This window comes from Nannocystis sp. (assembly GCF_016714285.1).
Taxonomy (GTDB): Bacteria; Myxococcota_A; Polyangia; order Nannocystales; family Nannocystaceae; genus Nannocystis.
This window is the reverse complement of the sequence record NZ_JADJNN010000011.1, coordinates 86645-106250: the sequence shown is the minus strand read 5'-3', so window position 1 is coordinate 106250 and position 19606 is coordinate 86645. Positions and strand designations below refer to the sequence as shown.

The 19606-nt window shown below is 71.7% G+C and carries 16 protein-coding genes; 9 read left to right on the top strand and 7 right to left on the bottom strand.

The features are described from left to right. Positions 1-97: 97 nt before the first annotated feature. On the bottom strand, positions 98-601 hold the full coding sequence (locus IPJ59_RS20035; RefSeq protein WP_293272917.1) for an EXPERA domain-containing protein: 504 nt from the start codon (positions 599-601) through the stop codon (positions 98-100). A 121-nt stretch (positions 602-722) separates the two neighbouring features. Here IPJ59_RS20035 and IPJ59_RS20030 point away from each other — a divergent pair, with 121 nt between their 5' ends. The 3 genes from IPJ59_RS20030 to IPJ59_RS20020 are packed head-to-tail and all read left to right on the top strand — an operon-like array spanning position 723 to position 3780. Then, positions 723-1844, top strand: coding sequence for an SDR family oxidoreductase (locus IPJ59_RS20030; protein WP_293272916.1), 1122 nt, complete (start codon positions 723-725; stop codon positions 1842-1844). 31 nt (positions 1845-1875) lie between these two features. Next, positions 1876-2916, top strand: coding sequence for a hypothetical protein (locus tag IPJ59_RS20025; protein ID WP_293272915.1), 1041 nt, complete (start codon positions 1876-1878; stop codon positions 2914-2916). 18 nt (positions 2917-2934) lie between these two features. Next, positions 2935-3780, top strand: coding sequence for a DUF1571 domain-containing protein (locus IPJ59_RS20020; protein WP_293272914.1), 846 nt, complete (start codon positions 2935-2937; stop codon positions 3778-3780). A gap of 9 nt (positions 3781-3789) precedes the next feature. Here IPJ59_RS20020 and IPJ59_RS20015 read toward each other — a convergent pair whose 3' ends face one another. From IPJ59_RS20015 to IPJ59_RS20000, 4 genes are read right to left on the bottom strand one after another with little or no spacing between them, the layout of a single operon-like run. Then, positions 3790-4782: a beta propeller repeat protein gene (locus IPJ59_RS20015; RefSeq protein ID WP_293272913.1), complete on the bottom strand. Its 993-nt coding sequence runs from the start codon at positions 4780-4782 to the stop codon at positions 3790-3792. Between the two features lie 60 nt (positions 4783-4842). Then, entirely contained in the window at positions 4843-6639 is a 1797-nt protein-coding gene (locus IPJ59_RS20010; protein ID WP_293272912.1) for a vWA domain-containing protein, read from the bottom strand. Further along, entirely contained in the window at positions 6629-7690 is a 1062-nt protein-coding gene (locus IPJ59_RS20005; protein ID WP_293258085.1) for an AAA family ATPase, read from the bottom strand. The genes IPJ59_RS20010 and IPJ59_RS20005 overlap by 11 nt, the downstream gene beginning before the upstream one ends. 38 nt (positions 7691-7728) lie before the next feature. Next, positions 7729-8061: a hypothetical protein gene (locus IPJ59_RS20000; RefSeq protein WP_293258083.1), complete on the bottom strand. Its 333-nt coding sequence runs from the start codon at positions 8059-8061 to the stop codon at positions 7729-7731. A gap of 177 nt (positions 8062-8238) precedes the next feature. Here IPJ59_RS20000 and IPJ59_RS19995 point away from each other — a divergent pair, with 177 nt between their 5' ends. Continuing rightward, the gene (locus tag IPJ59_RS19995) at positions 8239-8982 is read left to right on the top strand and encodes a hypothetical protein (RefSeq protein ID WP_293258081.1); all 744 of its coding nucleotides are present in this window, start codon (positions 8239-8241) and stop codon (positions 8980-8982) included. Between the two features lie 32 nt (positions 8983-9014). On the opposite strand, the gene IPJ59_RS19990 is transcribed toward IPJ59_RS19995, so the two are convergent. Continuing rightward, positions 9015-9668, bottom strand: coding sequence for a hypothetical protein (locus IPJ59_RS19990; protein WP_293272911.1), 654 nt, complete (start codon positions 9666-9668; stop codon positions 9015-9017). Between the two features lie 172 nt (positions 9669-9840). On the opposite strand from IPJ59_RS19990, the gene IPJ59_RS19985 reads away from it, so the two are divergent. From IPJ59_RS19985 to IPJ59_RS19975, 3 genes are read left to right on the top strand one after another with little or no spacing between them, the layout of a single operon-like run. Further along, positions 9841-11646 (top strand): YncE family protein, encoded by a 1806-nt coding sequence (locus IPJ59_RS19985; RefSeq protein ID WP_293272910.1) that lies wholly within the window; start codon positions 9841-9843, stop codon positions 11644-11646. 2 nt (positions 11647-11648) lie between these two features. Then, positions 11649-13199 (top strand): hypothetical protein, encoded by a 1551-nt coding sequence (locus tag IPJ59_RS19980; RefSeq protein ID WP_293258075.1) that lies wholly within the window; start codon positions 11649-11651, stop codon positions 13197-13199. Between the two features lie 11 nt (positions 13200-13210). Further along, a complete protein-coding gene (locus tag IPJ59_RS19975) occupies positions 13211-14068 on the top strand; it encodes a hypothetical protein (RefSeq protein WP_293272909.1) in 858 nt (285 codons plus the stop codon). Positions 14069-14883: 815 nt separating this feature from the next. Here the strand turns inward: IPJ59_RS19975 and IPJ59_RS19970 are convergent. After that, entirely contained in the window at positions 14884-15663 is a 780-nt protein-coding gene (locus IPJ59_RS19970) for a tail fiber domain-containing protein (protein ID WP_293272908.1), read from the bottom strand. Between the two features lie 227 nt (positions 15664-15890). Here IPJ59_RS19970 and IPJ59_RS19965 point away from each other — a divergent pair, with 227 nt between their 5' ends. Further along, entirely contained in the window at positions 15891-17945 is a 2055-nt protein-coding gene (locus IPJ59_RS19965) for a hypothetical protein (RefSeq protein WP_293272907.1), read from the top strand. A 143-nt stretch (positions 17946-18088) separates the two neighbouring features. Continuing rightward, positions 18089-19582: a hypothetical protein gene (locus IPJ59_RS19960; protein WP_293272906.1), complete on the top strand. Its 1494-nt coding sequence runs from the start codon at positions 18089-18091 to the stop codon at positions 19580-19582. The last annotated feature ends 24 nt before the right edge of the window (positions 19583-19606 follow it).

The following is a 19606-nucleotide window of genomic DNA, read 5'->3' as shown; positions in this document are numbered from 1 at the left end:
GGGCCATCCTCGGCCACCCAGAGTCAGCCAGAGCCAGCCAGCCAGAGCCAGCCAGAGCCAGCCAGAGCCAGCCAGAGCCAGCCAGAGCCAGCCAGAGTTAGTGGTTGCGGCCGGCCTCCCGCATGTTGGCCGACAGGACCTGGGCGGAGACCCAGGCCATCCAGCCGTAGCCCAGCAGCCAGGGCAGGTTGGGGGCGTAGAACAGGAAGTAGGTGTAGGCCGACTGGTAGCGCATGTCGGGGTAGCCGGTGACGTGGGCGCACCAGAAGTAGAGGACCACCGAATAGGTGAGATAGCTGGAGACGATCAGCTGGAGGACGTGGCGGTAGTGGTGGCGGCCGACGATCGCGGCGATGAGCCACATGTTCAGCAGCTGGGTGACGTAGACGTTGATGCCCTCGAGGCCGATCGCCAGGGCGGAGATCCGGTCGTAGTAGGCCCGGTCGGCGTCGCCGTAGATCTCGAACAGGTGGGCGAACAGCTCGTGCGGGGCGCGGGCCACCAGCTCGTCGCGGAAGATCAGCCAGTAGAGCTCGAGCGAGAAGGCGATGCAGATGAAGAAGCAGAGCAGGCCCAGGGTGACGCGGTCGCTGCGAGACATGAGCGGGCAGTGTATCGACGGCCCGCGGCCAGGTTCTCGCGGGGGGGACGTGGGTGTGTTGCGTGTCACGGGTGTGACCGGGCTTGCGCGGCGAGCGGTGGGGCGGCATGGTCCGGCGGCGATGCGTGACCAGACCACCGTGATCACAGGCGCGACCGGGTTTTTGGGACGAGAGCTGGTCCTGCATATGTTGGCAGCGGACCCGGCGGCGCACCTGACCTTGCTCGTGCGTGGGCGGGACGAGGCGGAGGCGCAGGCGCGGGGGCTGTCGCTGTTGACGGGGCAGCTGCAGGGGGCGGCGCTGGCCGACGCGAGCGTGCGGGTGGCGGTGGTGCGGGCGGACCTCGAGCGCGATCGGCTGGGGCTGACGCAGAAGGCGTACGACGATCTGGCCGGGCGGACGACGGCTGTCATCCACGGGGCGGCGTCGGTGAGCTTCAGCCTGCCGATCGACGAGGCGCGGGCGATCAACGTCGAGGGGACGCGGCGGATCCTGGGCCTGGCGCGGCAGGCCGGGGCGCACCTCGACTATGTGGGCACGGCCTATGTGGCGGGCGAGCGCACGGGGTTGGTGCTCGAGGCGGAGCTCGAGTGCGGGCAGGGCTTTCGCAACACCTACGAGCGCTCGAAGTGCGAGGCCGAGGCGTTGGTGCGCTCGCGGGCGGGCGAGCAGTCGCTGACGATCTACCGCCCGAGCATCATCGTCGGCGACTCGCGTACGGGCCGGACGGCGAGCTTCAAGGTGCTGTACTGGCCGCTCAAGATCTTCGCGCGCGGGTTTCGGGTGGTGCCCGGGCGGGCCGACACGCCGATGGACGTGGTGCCCTCGGACTTCGTGGTCCAGGCGATCGCTCACCTGCGCCAGCAGCCAGGTCGTGAGGGTCAGGTCTATCACCTGTGCGCGGGGCCCGAGCGATCGGCGACGCTGGGGGCGCTGGCCGGGCTGGCGGCGGAGTACTTCCACGTGCGGGCGCCGTTCTTCGTGCAGCCGCGGCTGTTCGTGCGGGCGCGCCCGCTGGTCGACCGCTTCACCTGGGGCCGGCTGCGGCGGATCTTGGTCGCGGGGCGCGTGTACACGCCGTACCTGTCGTTGAACCTGAGCTTTGACACGCGCAACCAGCGGGCCGGGCTGGCGGGCAGCGGGATCGAGGTGCCGCGGGTCGAGGACTACTTCGCCAACCTGTTTCGCTTCGCGATCGAGACGGACTGGGGCAAGAAGCTGCCGGGCGGCGGCGGCGACTGAGCGGCCGCGTCGGCGATATACTCGCGGGCCGATGACTTATCTTCGCGTCGCCCTGGTGTGTGTGCTGTGCGGGTCGTGCTTCAAGCCGGAGGGCAAGGACACGGGCGGTGCGAGCGAGTCCGACGCGACCACGGAGGCCGCGACTGGGACGCCGACCGCGAGCACGCCGACCGAGGCGCTGACGACGGGTTCGCCGACCTCCGAGACCTTGACCTCGGGTTCGCCGACCTCGGAGACCTTGACCTCGGGGTCGCCGACCTCGGAGACCTTGACCTCGAGCGGGGAGACCACGGGCACGGCCAGCGGGGTGACGACGGAGTCGGTGGACACGACGACCGAGGTCGACTCGAGCGGTGGTTCGACGGGCGGGGAGGCGGTGTGCGGCAATTCAGTGGTGGATGAAGGGGAGCTGTGTGACGACGGCAACATGCTGGGCGGGGACAAGTGCCCGGGGAACTGCAAGGGGCCGTGCACGAACGGGGTGATCGACGGGAATGAGGCGTGTGACGACGGCAATACGGTCGCCGCGGACGGCTGCAGTCCGACCTGCACGCGCGACGGGTCGTACGTGTTCGTGACGAGCGAGATGTACTCGGGGCTGATGGGCGGGCTCGGGGGGGCGGACAGCAGGTGCAAGGATCTGGCGCTCAAGGCGAAGCTGCCGGGCAAGTACAAGGCGTGGTTGAGCGACGAGACGACCTCGGCCAAGGATCGCATCACGCCGACGGGGATGCAGTACGTGCGCACGGACGGGACCCTGGTGGCGAAGAACCTCGAGTCGATCGTCCTGGGCGGGCCGGGCGACAAGCTCATGGCGCCGATCAACCGGACCGAGTCCAAGGTGGAGATCAAGACGCCGGCGGCCTGCTCGCAGGACGGCCTGGCGTGGACCTCGACGACCGGGACCGGAGATGTGCAGCCGATGGTCCCGTGCGGCGATTGGCAGAACAACATCAATCCGACGATGGCGGTGGCCGGCGACATCGGCGTCACCACCGCGGCGTGGACGGATGGCTGCACGCAGCTCTGTACGTTGACGGCCCGCCTGTACTGCTTCGAGGTGCCGCAGTGACGCGGTAGAGTGCGCGGGATGTCGCTCGTCGTCTCGCTGCTGCTGTGTGTTTCGGGTCCGGTGATCGTGGTCGGGCCGGGGAGCGGAGCCTCGTCGGCGCGGGCGCTGTTGCTGCCGATCGAGGTCGGGTATGTGCAGGCGCGGCAGGTGCCGGTGGTCGCTGCGGTGGAGGTGGTCGCGGAGCCGGTGGCGCTGGCGGTGGTTGTCGAGTCGGGGGCGGGGCCGAAGCAGCTGCTCGGGGCGATGGAGGCGGCGTACGCCGGCGTGAAGGACTACACGGCGACGCTGCTGAAGCAGGAGCGGGTCAAGGGCAAGCTGCTGCCGCGCGAGACGATCCAGGTCAAGTTTCGCAGGCCGTTTAGCATCTATATGAAGTGGACCGGGAGCGAGAAGGCGGGGCAGGAGGTGCTGTATGTCCGCGGGCGCAACGACGGGCAGATGCGGGCCCACCCGGGCAGCTTCCCGGATGTCACGGTGAGCCTGAAGCCGGGCAGCGGGCTGGCGATGCGGGGCAATCGGCACCCGATCACGGAGGCGAGCCTGGGCGACGTGCTGGCGCTGATGCTCCGCGACCTGAAGCGCAGCGAGGCGCGGCCGCAGGACGGGGTGACGCTGACGGATCTCGGCGAGGAGACGCGCTTCGGGGCGCGGGTGCGCTGCGTCGAGGGCCGCTTCCCGGCCGACGGGTATTATGCGCCGCGCCTGCGGATCTGCGTGTTCGCGGCGAGCAAGCTGCTGAGCCGCGTGCAGGCGTGGGACGCGGGCGATCGTCTGGTCGAGGATTACGAGTACCGCGACCTGCGGGTCAACGTCGGGCTGCGTGACCGCGACTTCGCGGAGGACAACCCGGCGTACAAGTTCTAGCGTGGGTTGCTAGCCGCGGGGGTGGGTGACGGCGCGGAGGTCGACGCTGAGGGGGCTCTGCTGGGGCAGCCAGAGGACGCCGTCGCTCGAGCTGAGGAGCGCCCCGTCGGCGCCGACGGCGAGGTGCAGGCTGCCGCTGGTCGTGATGCCGAGGAGCTGACCGGCGTGGCCGCTGTCCTGGGCGACCCACTGGGCGCCGTCGCCGGAGAAGAGGATCTTGCCGGTGTCGCCGACGGCGATCCATCCCTGCTGGGTGTAGGTCAGTCCGCGCATCGCGGCGGCCTCGAAGATCGGGGCTTGCGTCCAGGTGATCGCGTCGGTGGAGGAGGCGGAGCCGCCGGGGCCGATGGTCACGAAGGCGGGGGCGCCGGCGGCGATGGCCTTGTAGCGCAGGCTGAGGCCGGTGCCGTCGACGCGCTGCGTCCAGCCTGCGGCCACGTTGCTGTCTTGCGGCCCCCCCTGCGGCCAGGTGAAGAGGCCGAAGATCTGGAGGTCGCTCTGGGAGGTGCCGATCGCGACCAGCTGGTTGCCGTCGGAGGCGAGGTCGGCGAGCAGGAAGTCGAGCTGGGGGATCTCCGGGCGGGTCCAGGTGGTGCCGTCCATCGACTCGAGGGTCTCGGCGCCGGCGCTGTAGTCACCGCCGACGGCGTAGAAGCGGTCGATGTGGTGGACCACGGCGAACAGGTCGCGGCTCGAGGGCGAGTCGGCGGGGTCCCACATGATGCCGTCCTCGGAGACGAGGATCTTGCCGGCCTGGCCGACGGCGACGTAGCGGCCGTCGCCGTGGGCGATGTCGTTGAGGGCGACGGTGGTGCCGCTGGTGCGGGTGGTCCAGGTGGCGCCGTCGGGCGAGCTGAGCAGCGCGCCCTGGTCGCCAACGGCGATATAGAGGTTGTCGTCGGCGCTGCCGTTGCTGTCCTCGTCGCCGGTGTCGCCCGGGAGATACAGGCTGCAGGCGGGCATCGAGAGGGACAGGGCGAGGAGCGTGTGCTTGGCCGACATGCGGGCGCAGTCTAACAAAGTCGGCGCGGGCCCGGGTGTGTGGCGGGGCTCAGGCGGGGCTCACGGGGGTGCATTGCTGAGGCGAAACACCTTGCCTCTGGGCACGAAGGGCAGGTTTCGGCCCTCGGGCATGAGGAAGGCGTGGTCGCGGCGGGGGTGCAGGCGATCGCACATTCCGTCGGTGATGATCAGCAGCGGGCCGTCCGCGGGGAAGTCGGCGGCGCGCTCGAGCAGCTCGATGCCTGGCTGGAGGATCGTGCCGCCGCGGCCGCGCACGCGCACGCGGCCGGCGATCGCCTCGGGGGCCATGTAGCCCTCGTCGTAGACCGCGGCGTCGCAGAAGACCACGCGCACGCGGGTCACGTCGCGGGCGATCGCGTAGCTGGCGATCGCGCCGAGGGCCTGCGCCAGCAGTTTGCGGTCCATGGAGCCCGAGGTGTCGAGGAGCACGCCGAAGGTGCGGCCCTCGTCGTTGCGGGTCGCCGGCACCCAGGAGGGCCGCGGGATGTCGGGGGTGGAAGATTGCCGGCGGCTGAGGCGGGCGAAGCTGCGGCGGCGCTCGAGCGGGGAGAAGCGCTCGTCGAACCAGCGGGCGAGCTCGACGTCCCACGGGATCGCCGGCTGGTCGAGGGCCCGGATCTCCTCGACGAGGCCGGCGGGGAGCAGGCCGCGGCCCTGGCTGTGGTGATAGGCGAGGCCCTGCGAGAGGCAGCGGCGATAGAAGGCGTCGAGGGTGGTCGCGTCGCCGCGCGGGGCCGTGTCGTCGCCGAGCATGTCGCCGAGGCCGAAGCCGCGCAATGTGGCGAGTTTGCGGTAGCGGCGGAGGTTGACGACGATATGATCGTAGATCGATTCGGCGGACATTCCCTTGAGCTCGGGGTCGTGGAGCAGGCCGAACTCGGGCAGCTCGCCGACCCCCATCTCGACCAGCCAGCCGTTGATCACGTAGTCGCAGGCGACGTTCCACAGGTAGGGCTCGCGGCCCTGGCGGCGGGCCTGATGGCGCAGGCCGACGTGCAGCAGCTCGTGGGCGAGGACGAAGCGGGCGCTCTGGTCGTCGAGGTGGGCGGCGGGGTTGATGTAGAGCTCGCGGGCCTCGGCGTCGACGGCGGCGACGGTGATCTGCAGGCGCTGGCATATCTGCGGATCTTCGATCAGTTCGAAGGCCGCGGCGAGCGAGCCGAGCAGGGGATAGCTTGCCATGAACCAGGCGCGGGCGCGGGCGGCGGGGCTGCGGGGGAAGTGGCCGGCGAGCGAGGTGTGCAGGCCCGCGGCGAGGGCGACCGCGGCGTCGACGGCGTTGACCAGGCCGCCGGCGAGGCGGGCCTGCCAGGCCTTGCGATTGTCGGCGGACATCGGGCCTGCGAACAGCATGCCCGGGCTTCGCGGTCCGGCGGTGCCGCAGGCGAGCAGGGGCGGCGGGACGCCCTCGCGGAGGAAGCGGGCGTAGAGCAGCTCCTCGGAGCGGGCGGGCAGGTCGGGGTCGAAGAACAGCTCGGCCGGGAGGCGGCCGAACTTGAGGTCGCGGAGGAAGCGGGCGACGCAGCAGTCGCACGCGACCTGCCAGGCGATCGGATCGAGGTTCGGCCGGAAGTGGTCCATGCCGAGGTGCAGCACGGCGTGGGCGAGCAGGTACGCCCATTCTTCCGGGGCTGCGCGGCGGGTCGATCGCACATATAGGACGCTGCTCGAGGCGACGACGACCCAGCCGTCCTCGGGGACGCGCTCGTGGTCGTCGGTGATTCGGACGAAGCCGATGAGCGGGGCGAAGATCGGGTGCTGGGTCAGCAGATCGTGGCCGGCCCAGAAGGCCTCGCGCGCGGGGTCCTGCGGGCGCTTCGGGGTCCTACGGGCCATCGCGGCGCTCCACCAGGCGCGGCAGGTCGCGGACGATCTCCATCAGGAGCCAGTCGGGCAGGCCCTCGCCGGACTGGCGGGCGACGACCATCTGCGCCATCTCGAAGCTGATCGCCGCGAGGTCCTTGATCAGCGCCTTGGCGCGGTGGGCGAGGTCTTTGTGCAGGTCGGTCATCGATTCGCGGACGGCGGGCAGGTCCTTGATCAGGCGGGCGCGCAGCGACTGCGACAGGAAGTAGAGGATATCGCGGTCCTCCGGGGCGTGCGGCCAGCCCATCTCGCCGCGGAGGATCGCGGCGAGGCGGAACTTGCTGCGGACCTGCTTGACGAAGGCCTTGAACTGGCCGGCGTGGGCGGGGGTCAGGCAGCCGAACGCGAGCGTCTCGATCGCGTCCTCGCCCGGATCGTCGCCGAATTCTTTGAGGGCGTCGCTGAGCATGTGCCACGATCGCGGGGTGGAGAACGGCTCCTCCGTCTTGGGCGGCTGGCTCCACAGGTGGTCGGGGCGGGTCTGGATGTATTCGAGGACGCTGGTGTGGAGATTATGCTCGTGCGCCCATTCGAGCCAGTCGCGGTGCGAGGGCTGGAGCTGGACGTGGATCATGCGATTGATCAGCGCCGAGGACATCGGCCGGACGATCGCGGAGTCCTGGGCCCGGTTGCCGGCGCCGAGCACGATCGACCCGCGCGGGAGCTCGTACTCGCCGAGGCGGCGCTCGTGGATGAGGCTGTAGAACGCCTTCTGGACCTCGTGGGAGCAGGCGTTCAGCTCGTCGAGGAACAGGCAATACGGGTCGTCGCGGGCGACCATGGTCGGCGGACAGAAGCGGCTCTTGCCGTCGACGATCTGGGGGACGCCGATCAGGTCCTCGGGGGCGAGCTGGCTGCCGAGCAGCGAGACGCAGGGCAGGCCGACCTGGCGCGCGAACTGCTGGACGATCGCCGATTTGCCGATCCCTGGCGGGCCCCAGATGAACACCGGCCGGATCACGGCGACGTGCAGCAGGAATTCGGCCAGGGCCTTTTGAGTCAGCGCTTTGGCGGGCAGCACGGCGGCTCCATGGGCGACGCAGGATAGCTCGTGGCGGGTCAGGTCGCGGCGAAGCCCGAGACGAGGTGCGGGCCGTCGCCGACGGGCGACAATTGGCTGGCGTGCGCGATCCAGAGGAAATGTCCCTGGCCGCTGCCGGCGTCGAAATCGACGGATCTATCGCCGTCGTGGTAGCGCCAGCGCCCGACCAGGAAGGTCACCATGAATGGGTGCTGGGTGGTGTCCGGTCCCCGGGTCAGGGTCTGCCATCGCTGGGGATCGATCGCGGCGCCGGCGAGGTGCGCCTCGACGGAGGCCAGGTACCCCGCTCGATCGTGGGGTTTTGCGGGATCGCGAAGCACAGACTTGATCTCGATCGTGACCGACGACACCGAAACAGCTCATCACGCGGCCGCCAGCGCCGTCAATCGCTAATTCGCCCGCGAATTGGCCCGCGCTGCCGCGAATGGCTAGACGCTGCTGCATATTTCGCCGGGGCGCGGTCTTGCTGAATCTTGCTGAATCGGGGCTGCTTCCGTATGCTGCCGGCTCCAACCGAGGAGGCCGAGATGTTGCGTGCCATCGTGGGTGTGTGTGCCCTGAGCGTGGGGCTTGTGGCGGGCTGTGACGACGGAGCCGCCACCAAGGCGGCCGAGATGGGCCGCAAGGAGGCGGAGACCAAGCTCGCGGCGAGCGCCAAGAAGATCGGCGAGCTCGAGGCGGAGATCGCCAAGTTGAGTGCGAAGCCGGCGGAGCCCGCGGTCGTCGCTGCGGCGCCGCCGCGGCTGGACGCGGAGATCGTGCGCGCCGCTGCGACCGCGGCCGGGGTCACGAAGGTCGCGCTCGAGGTCGACGCCGACGGGACCATCCGCGAGCTGTCGCTCTACCACAACGACGCCGGGGCCCTGCCGCCCGCGGTGACGGCGTTGCGCGAGCAGCAGTATCCGGGCAGCAAGGTCCGCGCCTACGAGACCGAGTTTGACAGCGAGCACGGCCGCGTGTTCGAGGTCGAGGTCACGACGCAGACCAAGCAAGAGTGTGAGTTCAGCGCGAAGCCCGACGGCACGCTGATCTACAACGAGTGCCACATCGCGGCGAAGGAGCTGAGCGGCCCGATCAAGTCGGCGATCGAGAAGGCCGTGCCGGGCGCCAAGATCGTCGAGGCGGAGAAGAAGACCTACCCCGACGGTCGCGCGATCATCTCGGTCGAGGTCACCGCGGGCGGCAAGAAGCACGAGCTGTACTTCGAGGGCGACGGGCTGACCCGCCACGAGCTGGTGCTGGCGGCCGAGATCGAGGTGCCAGCGCTGTAGCAGCTGTCAAGGTCATGCCGCGCTCCGCGGGGCTACGGCCAGGCCCCGAGGAGCTCGCAGGCCTCGACGAAGTAGACGTTGTTGCGCCCGTCGTTGGGGATGTAGACCTGGTTCACCGCCGACTTCGGGTGCGATTCGCCGACCTCGCAGCGCACGCTCTGGCCCGGGCCGACGACGAAGCGGGCGTCGACCTTGAGGTCGCAGACGATCAATCGGTCGAGCGGGCTCCAATCCTCGCAGATGTCGTTGTCGCGGCGATACTGCTCGCGCGGTCCGACCGGGCGATCGAAGGACCACCAGCTGCCGCGCTGGGTGTGGTCCTTGGCGCTGTTCCACACGCGATAGACCTTGATCGGCTCGACGACGCGGTGGACCGCGCCGGTGCACAGGCTGCCCTTGTCCGTGTCGGCGATCGCGGCGGCGAGCAGGGTCTTGATCGCGTCGGGGTCGGTCTCGGCGACCGCGCCTTTCGGCGGCGGGGCGATCACACCGACGCAGGCGACGCCGTCCGCGGCCACGCCGACGTTGGCTGGCGGCGTGGCCGGGGCTGGCGGCGTGGGCGGGGTCTCCACCGGTGTGGTGACGGCGGGCTCCGGCGGGGTCGCCTCGGGCGTGGCGCCGCGGTTGCACGCCAACGCCAGAACGAACGCTCCCAGCCAGACTTGCGAAGATCGACGATTGCTCATGCCACCCACATTATCTGGGGTCCGTTCACGGCACAATACGGCCTGCCCGCTGGGCCCGCATGCTCCAGATCCGCGCAGGCGCGGCGTGGCCATGGAGCGCGGGCCTTGCCCTCCGGTCGAGGCTGCGGTAGTGTCGACCTTCATTGACTTGACCTAAACGAGGGAGGTTGTGATGTTTCGATATACTGCCTGGCGCCTGTTCGGCCTGTTATGCCTGTCTGGCGCAGGCTGCGGGGACAACGGTGGGAGCGGTTCGAGCGCGGGGTTCCAGACCGAGGGGGGCGTCACGGCGGGGACGGCCGATACGGCCGCCACCAGCGGCGACTCGCCGACCACCGATGGTCCGCCGCCGGAGGTCGAGGACGAGGGGGATTTTCGCGTGCCGCGGGCCAGCGGGAAGTACGTATACACGGCCAGCAAGACCACCGATTCGGTGGCGGTGATCGACACCGCGACGCTGGCGATCGACGTGATCGAGGTCGGGCAGGGGCCCACGGTGGTGCAGCCGATCCCGGGGCAGAGCGGCGACGCCGGCAGCGCGGTCGTGCTGGATCAGGGCAGCGACGACATCGCGGTGCTGCGCACCAGCGAGGCCGGCGTCACCACCCGCGAGCTGTTTCGCGTGACCCCAGGAGCCAACAACCTCGCGGTCGCGCCGGACGGCAAATATGTGTTCGTTTACCACGACATCGACGGTCCGGAGCAGCTCGGACCGGGCAGCGATCAGGAGCTCACGGTGCTCGCGGTGGCGACCGGGGTCACCTATTCGATGACGGTGGGCGCCCACCCGCGCGAGATCGTGTTCGCCACCGACAACAGCAAGGCGTGGGTGATCACGGCCGCGGGTGTCAACGTGATCGCGTTTGATGGGCTCGGCAGCGTGGGCAAGCCGCTGCTGCTGCCGGTGATCAGCGATCCGGGGATCGATCCGGCCACGCTCGAGGTGCAGGTGGCGGCGAGCCAGGGCATCGCTCTGGCGCGGGTCGACGGCGCGGCCTGGCTGGCGGTCACCGACCTGGCCAGCGGCGCGCTGACGGTGATCGATCTGCCGGTGAGCCCGACCGACCTCGACCTCGCGCCCGCGGGGGACTTCGCGGTGCTGACCTTGCCCGGCACGGACGGCAGCAGCTTCCTCGAGCTGCCGCTGCCGCTGATCAACGGCGGCACGTTCACCCAGCACCCGGTCGACGGCGAGTATGTGGGCCAGTCGGCGGTCGCGCAGAACGGCGACGTGATGCTGCTGTTCACCACCGTCAACCCGTTCGCGCGGGTCGCCGGGGCGCCGGATCAGCTGCGGGCGGCGGAGGAGGAGCCGGTGTACGCGTCGACGGGAGGGTCGACCGGTTCGGGAGGGTCGACCGGTTCGGGAGGGTCGACGGGCTCGTCGAGCTCGACGGCCTCGACCGGCGACGTGGGCATGAGCACAGGTGACACGAGCGGCGGTCAGGACACCGGCGGCGGGCCGGACGGTGACCCGCGTCAGCGCATCACGCTGGCCCGGCGCGACGGGGCTGGCTGGGATCTGGTGACCCTCTTCGTCGAGGTGCCAGTGGCGAGCGTCGGCATCGCGCCGGACAGTCGCAACGCGATCCTCGTGCACGCGGCGGATCCGGAGAGCCCGGCGGCGGCGTGGTCCTACAGCCTCTTCGATCTCACGCCGGCCTTCCCGCTGCTCAAGCGCCAGACCACCCAGGCGCCGCCGGGTCCGGTGCTGTTCACGCCGAGCGGCGGGCGGGCTGCGGTGCTGCTGCGCGATGACGATACGCACGTTCGCAAGGTCGACCTGGTCGACCTCGGCAACTTCATCGTCGAGCCGCTGCTGCTCGGTTCGCCGCCCGAGGGCGCCGGGTATGTCGAGGCCACGCAGAAGATCTATGTCTCGCAGGAGCACCCGACCGGACGCATCACCTTCGTGGCGGCGACCGGCGAGGTCCAGACCGTGACCGGCTATGTGCTCAACGATTCGGTGAAGGACTGACCATGAAGCGCCCGAGCATTCTTCGTCATGGTCTGCTGATATTGCTGGCCGCCTGTGAGTACAATGACCCCTATGCGGGGGCGCTGGATCTGTTGCCGCCGGTGACCACGCGGGACGGGCTCGTGTGGGTCGACCGCGGGCACGACGAGGTCGTGTTCGTGTTGCCGAAGGCCGACGCGCTGACGGTCCGCCGGGCCGCGATCGGCGACGAGCACACGATCGTCGCCTGGAGCGCGGTGACGCGCGACGGCGACTCGGTGCTCGCGTTGACGGTCCCGGCGACGGCCAAGGAGGAGGACGTGGACGAGCAGCTGCACCGCCTCGCCGCCGACGGCGAGGGCGAGGCCGTGGTCTACGACGTGCACGCGCCGTTCTCCTCGGTCGCGCTGAGCCCCGACCACCGCCGCGCGGTGCTGTTCTTCGGCGAGGACGCTGGCTCGGAGCAGCTGCACAACGCCAACCAGGTCTCGATCGTCGACCTCAAGGGCGACCGGGCGGTGAACGTCACGCTCAACGGCTTCGGCGGGGCGCTGCGCTCGGTGGAATTCCCCGGGCAGCTGGTCGAGGGCGAGCCGGCGCCGATCGCCATCGCCGGCAAGGCGCACGACATCGTCGCGTTCCTGGCCGCCAGCGAGGTCGTGCTGCTCGACATGGACGACGCGGCGCTCGATCAGGTCGCGATTCCTCTTGGCATGGACATCGGCTTCGCCCCCACGACCACCCTGCTGCGGCCCGGGAACCCGCTGTTCGCAGATCCGGTGCTGTTCGTGCGCTCGGGTCAGGGCGCGGAGGTCGGCATGCTCACGCTGCTCGCCGAGGCCGACGGCTCCGGCTTCACCGCCCAGATCAGCCTGATCTCGGTCGGCCAGAGCGGCAGCGACTTCGTCTATCACGACAGCGGCGAGGTGCCCTATCTCATCACCACCGATCCGGTCGCCGGCGAGCTCGTGTTCACCGATATCCGCACCCAGGGCGGCTTCTCGGTCGCGCTCTCGGCCCCCGCCAGCCAGCTGTTCCTGCGCGACGCGGAGGACGGCGGCGCGACGGTCCGTCAGGTCGTCGCCTGGGCGCCTGGCGGGACCACGATCAGCACCCTCGACCTCGGCGGCATCGAGGACAGCCTCGGCCGCAAGCCGAAGCACCTGAGCATCGAGACCGGCGTCGACGCGCTGGTGCGCCTCGACAACGACCGCGTGCTCATCGGCTCGAGCAGCCGGCTCTACGTCGTCGACTTCCCGAGCGAGCAGGTCACGCCGCTGTCGTCGCAGACCCCGTACGACCCGCAGGGCTCGGCGCTGGTCGGGGACCGGCTGCTGCTCGGCACGGTCGGCCAGCAGTGGGTCAGCACGGTCGATCTGCAGACCTTGAATCCGGAGTCCATGCTGCTGGACGGCATCATCGCCAGCTTTCACTACCTCCCGGGGCCCAAGCGGATCGTCGTGACCCACGCCGACGCGATCGGCCACCTCACGGTGGTCGACCCCGCCGATCCAGCGCGCTCGACCAGCCGTGTGCACTGGGGCTTTCTCCTGGACGGCGCGCTCGATCGCTGAGGAGGACCACCATGTCGATACTTACCCTCCTCACCGTTCACCTGCTGAGTCCGCCGATCACGAGCGACCGCGAGGTCGCGCCCGTCGAGATCGAGGCGCCCGCGGAGGCGTCGCCCGAGGCAGCACCGGTCGCGTCGCCGCAACCACAGGAGCAGCCGGCGGCGAGCGACGCGACGCTGTACTGGCGCGATGCGCCGGCCGTCGCGCCGCCTCCGGCTCCACCGCCGGCGCCGAAGCCACAGGCGCGGCCCGATCGACCGATCCGCTGGCGCGTCGATATCATGGGCTCGCTCGGCGGTGCGGTGTTTCGCGACGCGGCGTGGCGGGCCTTCGACTACAATCGGAGCGTGCTGCAATATGGCGTGACCGTGCGCGGCGACACCCGCCTCGGCAGCGGCCGCGTGTTCCTCGGCGGCGGCGCGAGCTTCCGTCGCTTCGCCAGCCGCGGCGATCTCTACGACAACTTCTCCACCGATATCCTCGCCCGCGAGCCGGTCGGCTTCATTCGTGTATCGGTGGCCGCGCTCGAGGGCGTCGACGCGTTCGCGCAGGCCGGCGGCGGCGTGAGCATCGTCGATGTCCACGTCTACTCGAGCTCGACGGCGTCGCAGCGCGCCTTCGCCGGTCTCGCTGAGGGCCTCGCGGGTGTCGCCCTCTATCTGCCCAAGCGCTGGCTGGCGCGCCGCGGCGCGTCCCGGCTCACGGGGGGCCTCGAGCTGGGCGCTGGCTACACCTGGCGCGGCAAGGTCGATGTCCGGCCGCAGGTGAGCACGGACGACGAGCCGATCCCGACGAGCAGCGCGGGCCTCGGCGACCTCGCCCTCCGCGGCTTCACGTGGCGGCTCGGCGTGTTCATCCGCTTTCAGTAGAGTTCGGGGGTCCGCGGGGGGCGGGGGGGGGGGGGGGGGGGGGGGGGGGGGGGGGGGGGGGGGGGGGGGGGGGGGGGGGGGGGGGGGGGGGGGGGGGGGGGGGGGGGGGGGGGGGGGGGGGGGGGGGGGGGGGGGGGGGGGGGGGGGGGGGGGGGGGGGGGGGGGGGGGGGGGGGGGGGGGGGGGGGGGGGGGGGGGGGGGGGGGGGGGGGGGGGGGGGGGGGGGGGGGGGGGGGGGGGGGGGGGGGGGGGGGGGGGGGGGGGGGGGGGGGGGGGGGGGGGGGGGGGGGGGGGGGGGGGGGGGGGGGGGGGGGGGGGGGGGGGGGGGGGGGGGGGGGGGGGGGGGCGGCGGGGGGGGGGGGGGGGGGGGGGGGGGGGGGGGGGCGGCCGGGGGGGGGGGGGGGGGGGGGGGGGGGGGGGGGGGGGGGGGGGGGGGGGGGGGGGGGGGGGGGGGGGGGGGGGGGGGGGGGGGGGGGGGGGGGGGGGGGTGGGGGGGGGGGGGGGGGGGGGGGGGGGGGGGGGGGGGGGGGGGGGGGGGGGGGGGGGGGGGGGGGGGGGGGGGGGGGGGGGGGGGGGGGGGGGGGGGGGGGGGGGGGGGGGGGGGGGGGGGGGGGGGGGGGGGGGGGGGGGGGGGGGGGGGGGGGGGGGGGGGGGGGGGGGGGGGGGGGGGGGGGGGGGGGGGGGGGGGGGGGGGGGGGGGGGGGGGGGGGGGGGGGGGGGGGGGGGGGGGGGGGGGGGGGGGGGGGGGGGGGGGGGGGGGGGGGGGGGGGGGGGGGGGGGGGGGGGGGGGGGGGGGGGGGGGGGGGGGGGCGGGGTTCAATCGCCGAGGCGCCGCTCGAGCCGATCGAGCCTTGCGCGCAGCGCCTCGTTCTCGGCCTCCGCGGCGACGAGGCGGGCGTGTAGCCCCTGGATCGCGGCCATCGACACGCCGCTGGCGTCGAGCGGGAAGATCATCGTGTCGCTGTTCCACAGGCCGAAGGCGGCGTGGAAGTCCTGGGCCATCGGGCCCAGGTGGCGCACCACGGGATCGTCGGTGCGGTAGCGCCAGCTCGAGAGGGGCAGGGCGACGACCTTTCGTAGCACCTCGGCGGCGTTGATCTCGACGAAGTCTGTCTTGGCGTTGCGGTCGCTCTTGGGGCACATCATGCTGCAGAACTCCTGGCCCTGCGGGACCGGCACGCCGACGCAGCACTGCAGGCCCTGACAGCACGCCTCGCCCTTGGCGCAGCTCGCCTGCTCGCCGCCGCACAGGTTTCCGCCGCTGCTGGAATCGCCGCCGCTGCTGGAATTGCCGCCGCTGCTGGAATCGCCGCTGCCGCTGCTCGTGCCGGCGCTCGAGCTCCCCGCGCTCGAGCTGCTGCTCTCGCCGCCGGAGCTGCTGACGGGCCCGCTGCTGCTGCCGCTGTCGCTCGCGGACATGCCACTGGTGGAGGTCGGGTTGCTGCTGGTGCTGCCGCTGCCGGTCGTGGGCGCCGTGGTGCCGGCGCTGGTGTCGGATGAAGTGGCGTCGGTGTTGCTGCCGGCGGTGGTTTTCCCGGCGTCGCCGCAGGCGAGCGTCAGGCCGATGAATGCAAGCGCAAGGGTCGAGGGTCGCATGGGTGGCAGCATAACCGGATACCGGTCCGGCGAACGATCTGCGACGACGTGCAGTCCGTGCGCGTCGCACGGCCCGCGTGGCCGCTGCTGGTGCATGGCGGGGCGGTGGTCGCCTGGCACAGCCCTTGCTGAGCCGCGTCGGCCGCGAGGTAGACGGTGGATGCGCCAGGGCCCGTCCTCGCGAATGCCACCGATTCCGCCGCAACCACTCAGGAGAGTTCCTCGTCATGCCCGACCATCCCGCGCGATTCCCCGGCCTCAGCAACGACCCGGCCACCCACGTCCTCACGGCCCGCCAGGCGGCCCGCCTCGCCGCCCTCGCCCCGGTCCCCGCGGCCAACCTCGCCGGCAAGAAGCTCGCCGATGTCGCCGCGAGCCTGCGCCCATACATCGACCCCAAGCTGCTGGTCTTTCGCAAGATCTGCGGGCAGGTCGTCAAGACCGACGCCGCCGGCAAGGATCTGCCCGTCCCCTTCGCCACGGTCACCGCGTATGACATCGACCTCGCCTTCCTCGCGTGGTCGCCGACGGATTCGCTGTACTCGTGGTTCTTCCCGTTCCGCGTGCGCCGCGAGAAGCTCGCCACGGTCACCACCGACGAGTGCGGTCGCTTCTGCCTGTGGGTGCCGCGCTTCGACGTGGATTACTATCTGCGCTGGCGCCTCGAGCGTCGCTGCTATCTCACCTGGCTGCGCAAGCCGAGCATCGAGGATCTCCTGCGCGCCCGCGAGGTGATCCCGCATCCGCAGCCCGACCCCGGCCCGATCCGCCTCGACGAGCGCGTGCTCAATCACGCGGCCCGCCTCATCGACCCGGCGGCGATCAATCGCCTGCGCGAGGTCGCCACCGTCGCGCGCCCGGGGGCGCTCAACGTCGAGGCCACGGCGCCGATGGCCCGCGCGGCCTTCCCGATCGCGGCGCGTCCGCCCCTCACGGACGAGGCCCGCGCGACCCTCGGCCCGGCGACGCGGGCCAAGCTGGCCGCGCGCATCGGTGTGCCCGCTGAGGTGCTGGCCAAGCTCGACCCGCACCACGGCTTCGGGCCCTTCCTGCGCTGCATCGACGTGCCGGTGCCGCAGTGGAGCGCCGTGCTCGACGTCCCGGATCTCAGCTTCGAGGTGACGCAGGACGTCAACGCCGACGGCGTGCAGGAGGTGATCTACAGCGAGGGCCTGTTCGAGGTCCGCTGGGACGCGACCAGCATCGGTGACGTGACGCTGCGGGCCAACGCCAGCGCGCTCGCGGGGCCGAGCTGCGACATCCCGGACGTCGGTCCCTGCGGCGAGCCGGCGATCCTGTTCGCCAGCAACTATCCGCTGCAGGTCGGCAGCATTCCCTCCGTGTACCACGACGGCAGCAGCGGCTACGCGCTCCTGCCCAATCGGCCCGACGCCAACGGCGTGCCCGGCGAGGGCGCGCGGACCGAGCCGGCGCAGGCGCCGTTCACCGAGCCCTTCTATTTGGTCGGCTGCGCCGAGCGGCCGGGCGCGACCCACTATCGCGTGTACCACCAGATCGACGGCGGCAGCGCGACCTTCCTGAACGGGTCCTACGGGCCGCTGATGAAGCTGGTGGGCGGGACGCTGCAGCAGCTCGTGATCAGCCCGGTGGAGGGGCAGTGGTATCGCATCGTCCCGCGCTCCGAGGGTTGGACGCCGGTCGGCATCCTCGCGCCGGTGCTCGAGGGCGGCGACCATCTGCACACATTCAAGCTCGAGTTCGGCGCCGCGGCGCCGGGCGGCGCGATCACGGCGATCCCCGGGAGCCAGACCCCGCCGGTCAACCTGAAGATCGACGCGACCCCGCCGACCGTCGAATTCCTGGCGTTGCAATGGCGCCACCCGGACACCTCGCTCGCCTGGCAGCCGCTGCCGGTCGCAGATTGCGCCGTGATCACGCGTCAGGGCACCGCGCGCGTGCAGATCCGCCTCGCGCTGCGGATCAGCGCCGACCACCTGCGGGACTTCGCGGTCACGCCCCAGGGCTGCGGGCCGATGGTCGCGCCGCAGCTCATCACCGACGGTCGCAACGGGCTGCCGGTGGCCGCCGCCGACGCCGCGGCGCACTGGCATACCAGCGCCAGTGACAATGTGCAGACCCGGGAGCTGTACTATGAGCTCCCGGCCGGGTCCCCGGCGGGTTGCTATCATTTCCTGGTGTTCGCCGCCACCCGGGCCTTCCGCCCGACGGGCGTCGTCTCCGGGCCCGACCCCGCGGTGGCCTGGCGCATCGACACCGCGCCGGTGTACGTGTATCCGCGGATCACCGTCGCCCTCCAGTAGGACGGGCCCCGCGAGCGCCGACGCGGCGCTGATCCGCGGGGCGACGGCGGCTGGGACCGCGCGCACTGGGTTTGGCGAGCCCGGGGCCGCGGTTCAATGTCGGCGCTTGCTGTCACGCCGACTTCACCGTCATCCTCGTGGCCATGAACGCGATCCCTCGCCTGTTCCTCGCCGCGCTCGTGACCGCATCGCTGAGCGGCTGTGGTGACGCCGGCTCCGGAGATGCCAGCAGTGGCCCGGCCGGCACGAGCGCCGCGACCTCGACGGGCTCGCTTGAGCCCACCGGCGACTCCGGCGACGCGAACCCCACCGGTGAGACCACGGCCACCGGCGTGGCGACGGCGACCGACCCAGGCGGGAGCACCGGCGATTCGGCGACGACCGCGGATCCGAGCGATGGCACGGGCGGCGAGGCGGGCTGCGAACCGAAGCTCCCGACCTTCGCCGACGGCAAGCAGGCGAGCAGCTCGCTGTATGTCCAGGCTGGTGCAGCGCCTGGCGGCGACGGCAGCGAGCTCGCGCCCTTCGCCGAGCTGGCGGCCGCGTTGATGGTGGCGACGCCCGGGACCGAGGTGCGCGTCGCTGGCGAGCTGCCGGCGCCGACGTACACGGTCGGCCTCGCGGGCAGCGCGGACGCGCCGATCTGGATCACGGGCGAGCCGGGCGCGAAGATCGGTCCGCTCACGCTCGAGCAGGCCAGCCACATCATCGTTCAGGACCTCGAGATCTCGGGCTCCGACGGCCATGTGCTGCACTTCTTCTTCGCCGACCATCTGCTGCTGCGGCGCCTGAAGATCCACGACGCCGGGCTGGGCTGCATCAAGGGTAGCCAGACCACCGCGGCCTACGTCGAGGACTCCGAGCTGTGGGCCGCCGGTCAGGTCAACGCGCACCCCGTCCTCGACTACGTCGGCGTCAACACCGGGCACATCGTGCGCAGCGAGTTCCACGACGGCCCCGGCGTGATGATCATGCTCAAGGGCGGCACCAGCGACCTGCTGTTCGCGTGGAACGAGGTCCACCACCAGAGCGAGCCGGGCAACGCATTGTCGCTCGGGCAGAGCACCGGGCCGGAGTTCTTCCAGCCGCTGGACGCCGCGTTCGAGGGTCTGCGCATCGTCGCCTTCGCCAATCGCTTGCACGATCTGGTCGGCGCGCCGGTGGCCTTCGAGGGCTGCAAGGACTGCGCCGCCGTGCGCAACACGATCTGGAGCTGCACCGGCCCGCAGCTGCTGCGCTTCCTGCCCAGCGCCGCCGGCATGAGCTCCGGTGTCCAGATATCGAAGCCCGAAGGCTGCCGCTTCACCGGCAACATCGTCGTCGGCGGGCAGGACGGCGGCGCCTCGCTCAACGCCGACGACGGCAATACCGGCCCTGGCAACGTCGTCGATTACAACGTGTTCCTCAAGCCCGGCGCGCTGAATTGGTGGGGCGTGATAGCCCAGGACCTGGTCCACTCGACCTACGATCAGGACCCGCAGCTCGACGCCGCGGGCATGCCGGGGAACGTCGGGCTCGTCGACGGTAAGGGTCCGCCGGACACCGCCGGTCTGCCCTTCGCGGATGCGTTCACGCGCGACGCGGCGGGGGCGTGCATCGGACCGGCGCCCGACATCGGTGCATTCGAGCTGCCCTGAGGCGTCGCGCGGCTGAGGGCGGCT

Bases quoted from the DNA above. Each gene is read 5' to 3' on its own strand.
- IPJ59_RS20010 (WP_293272912.1), bottom strand. From the start codon at position 6,639: ATGGCCCGTAGGACCCCGAAGCGCCCGCAGGACCCCGCGCGCGAGGCC.
- IPJ59_RS19995 (WP_293258081.1), top strand. From the start codon at position 8,239: ATGTTGCGTGCCATCGTGGGTGTGTGTGCCCTGAGCGTGGGGCTTGTG.
- IPJ59_RS20015 (WP_293272913.1), bottom strand. From the start codon at position 4,782: ATGTCGGCCAAGCACACGCTCCTCGCCCTGTCCCTCTCGATGCCCGCC.
- IPJ59_RS20035 (WP_293272917.1), bottom strand. From the start codon at position 601: ATGTCTCGCAGCGACCGCGTCACCCTGGGCCTGCTCTGCTTCTTCATC.
- IPJ59_RS19980 (WP_293258075.1), top strand. From the start codon at position 11,649: ATGAAGCGCCCGAGCATTCTTCGTCATGGTCTGCTGATATTGCTGGCC.
- IPJ59_RS20030 (WP_293272916.1), top strand. From the start codon at position 723: ATGCGTGACCAGACCACCGTGATCACAGGCGCGACCGGGTTTTTGGGA.
- IPJ59_RS20020 (WP_293272914.1), top strand. From the start codon at position 2,935: ATGTCGCTCGTCGTCTCGCTGCTGCTGTGTGTTTCGGGTCCGGTGATC.
- IPJ59_RS19970 (WP_293272908.1), bottom strand. From the start codon at position 15,663: ATGCGACCCTCGACCCTTGCGCTTGCATTCATCGGCCTGACGCTCGCC.
- IPJ59_RS19985 (WP_293272910.1), top strand. From the start codon at position 9,841: ATGTTTCGATATACTGCCTGGCGCCTGTTCGGCCTGTTATGCCTGTCT.
- IPJ59_RS19990 (WP_293272911.1), bottom strand. From the start codon at position 9,668: ATGAGCAATCGTCGATCTTCGCAAGTCTGGCTGGGAGCGTTCGTTCTG.
- IPJ59_RS20025 (WP_293272915.1), top strand. From the start codon at position 1,876: ATGACTTATCTTCGCGTCGCCCTGGTGTGTGTGCTGTGCGGGTCGTGC.
- IPJ59_RS19960 (WP_293272906.1), top strand. From the start codon at position 18,089: ATGAACGCGATCCCTCGCCTGTTCCTCGCCGCGCTCGTGACCGCATCG.
- IPJ59_RS19975 (WP_293272909.1), top strand. From the start codon at position 13,211: ATGTCGATACTTACCCTCCTCACCGTTCACCTGCTGAGTCCGCCGATC.
- IPJ59_RS19965 (WP_293272907.1), top strand. From the start codon at position 15,891: ATGCCCGACCATCCCGCGCGATTCCCCGGCCTCAGCAACGACCCGGCC.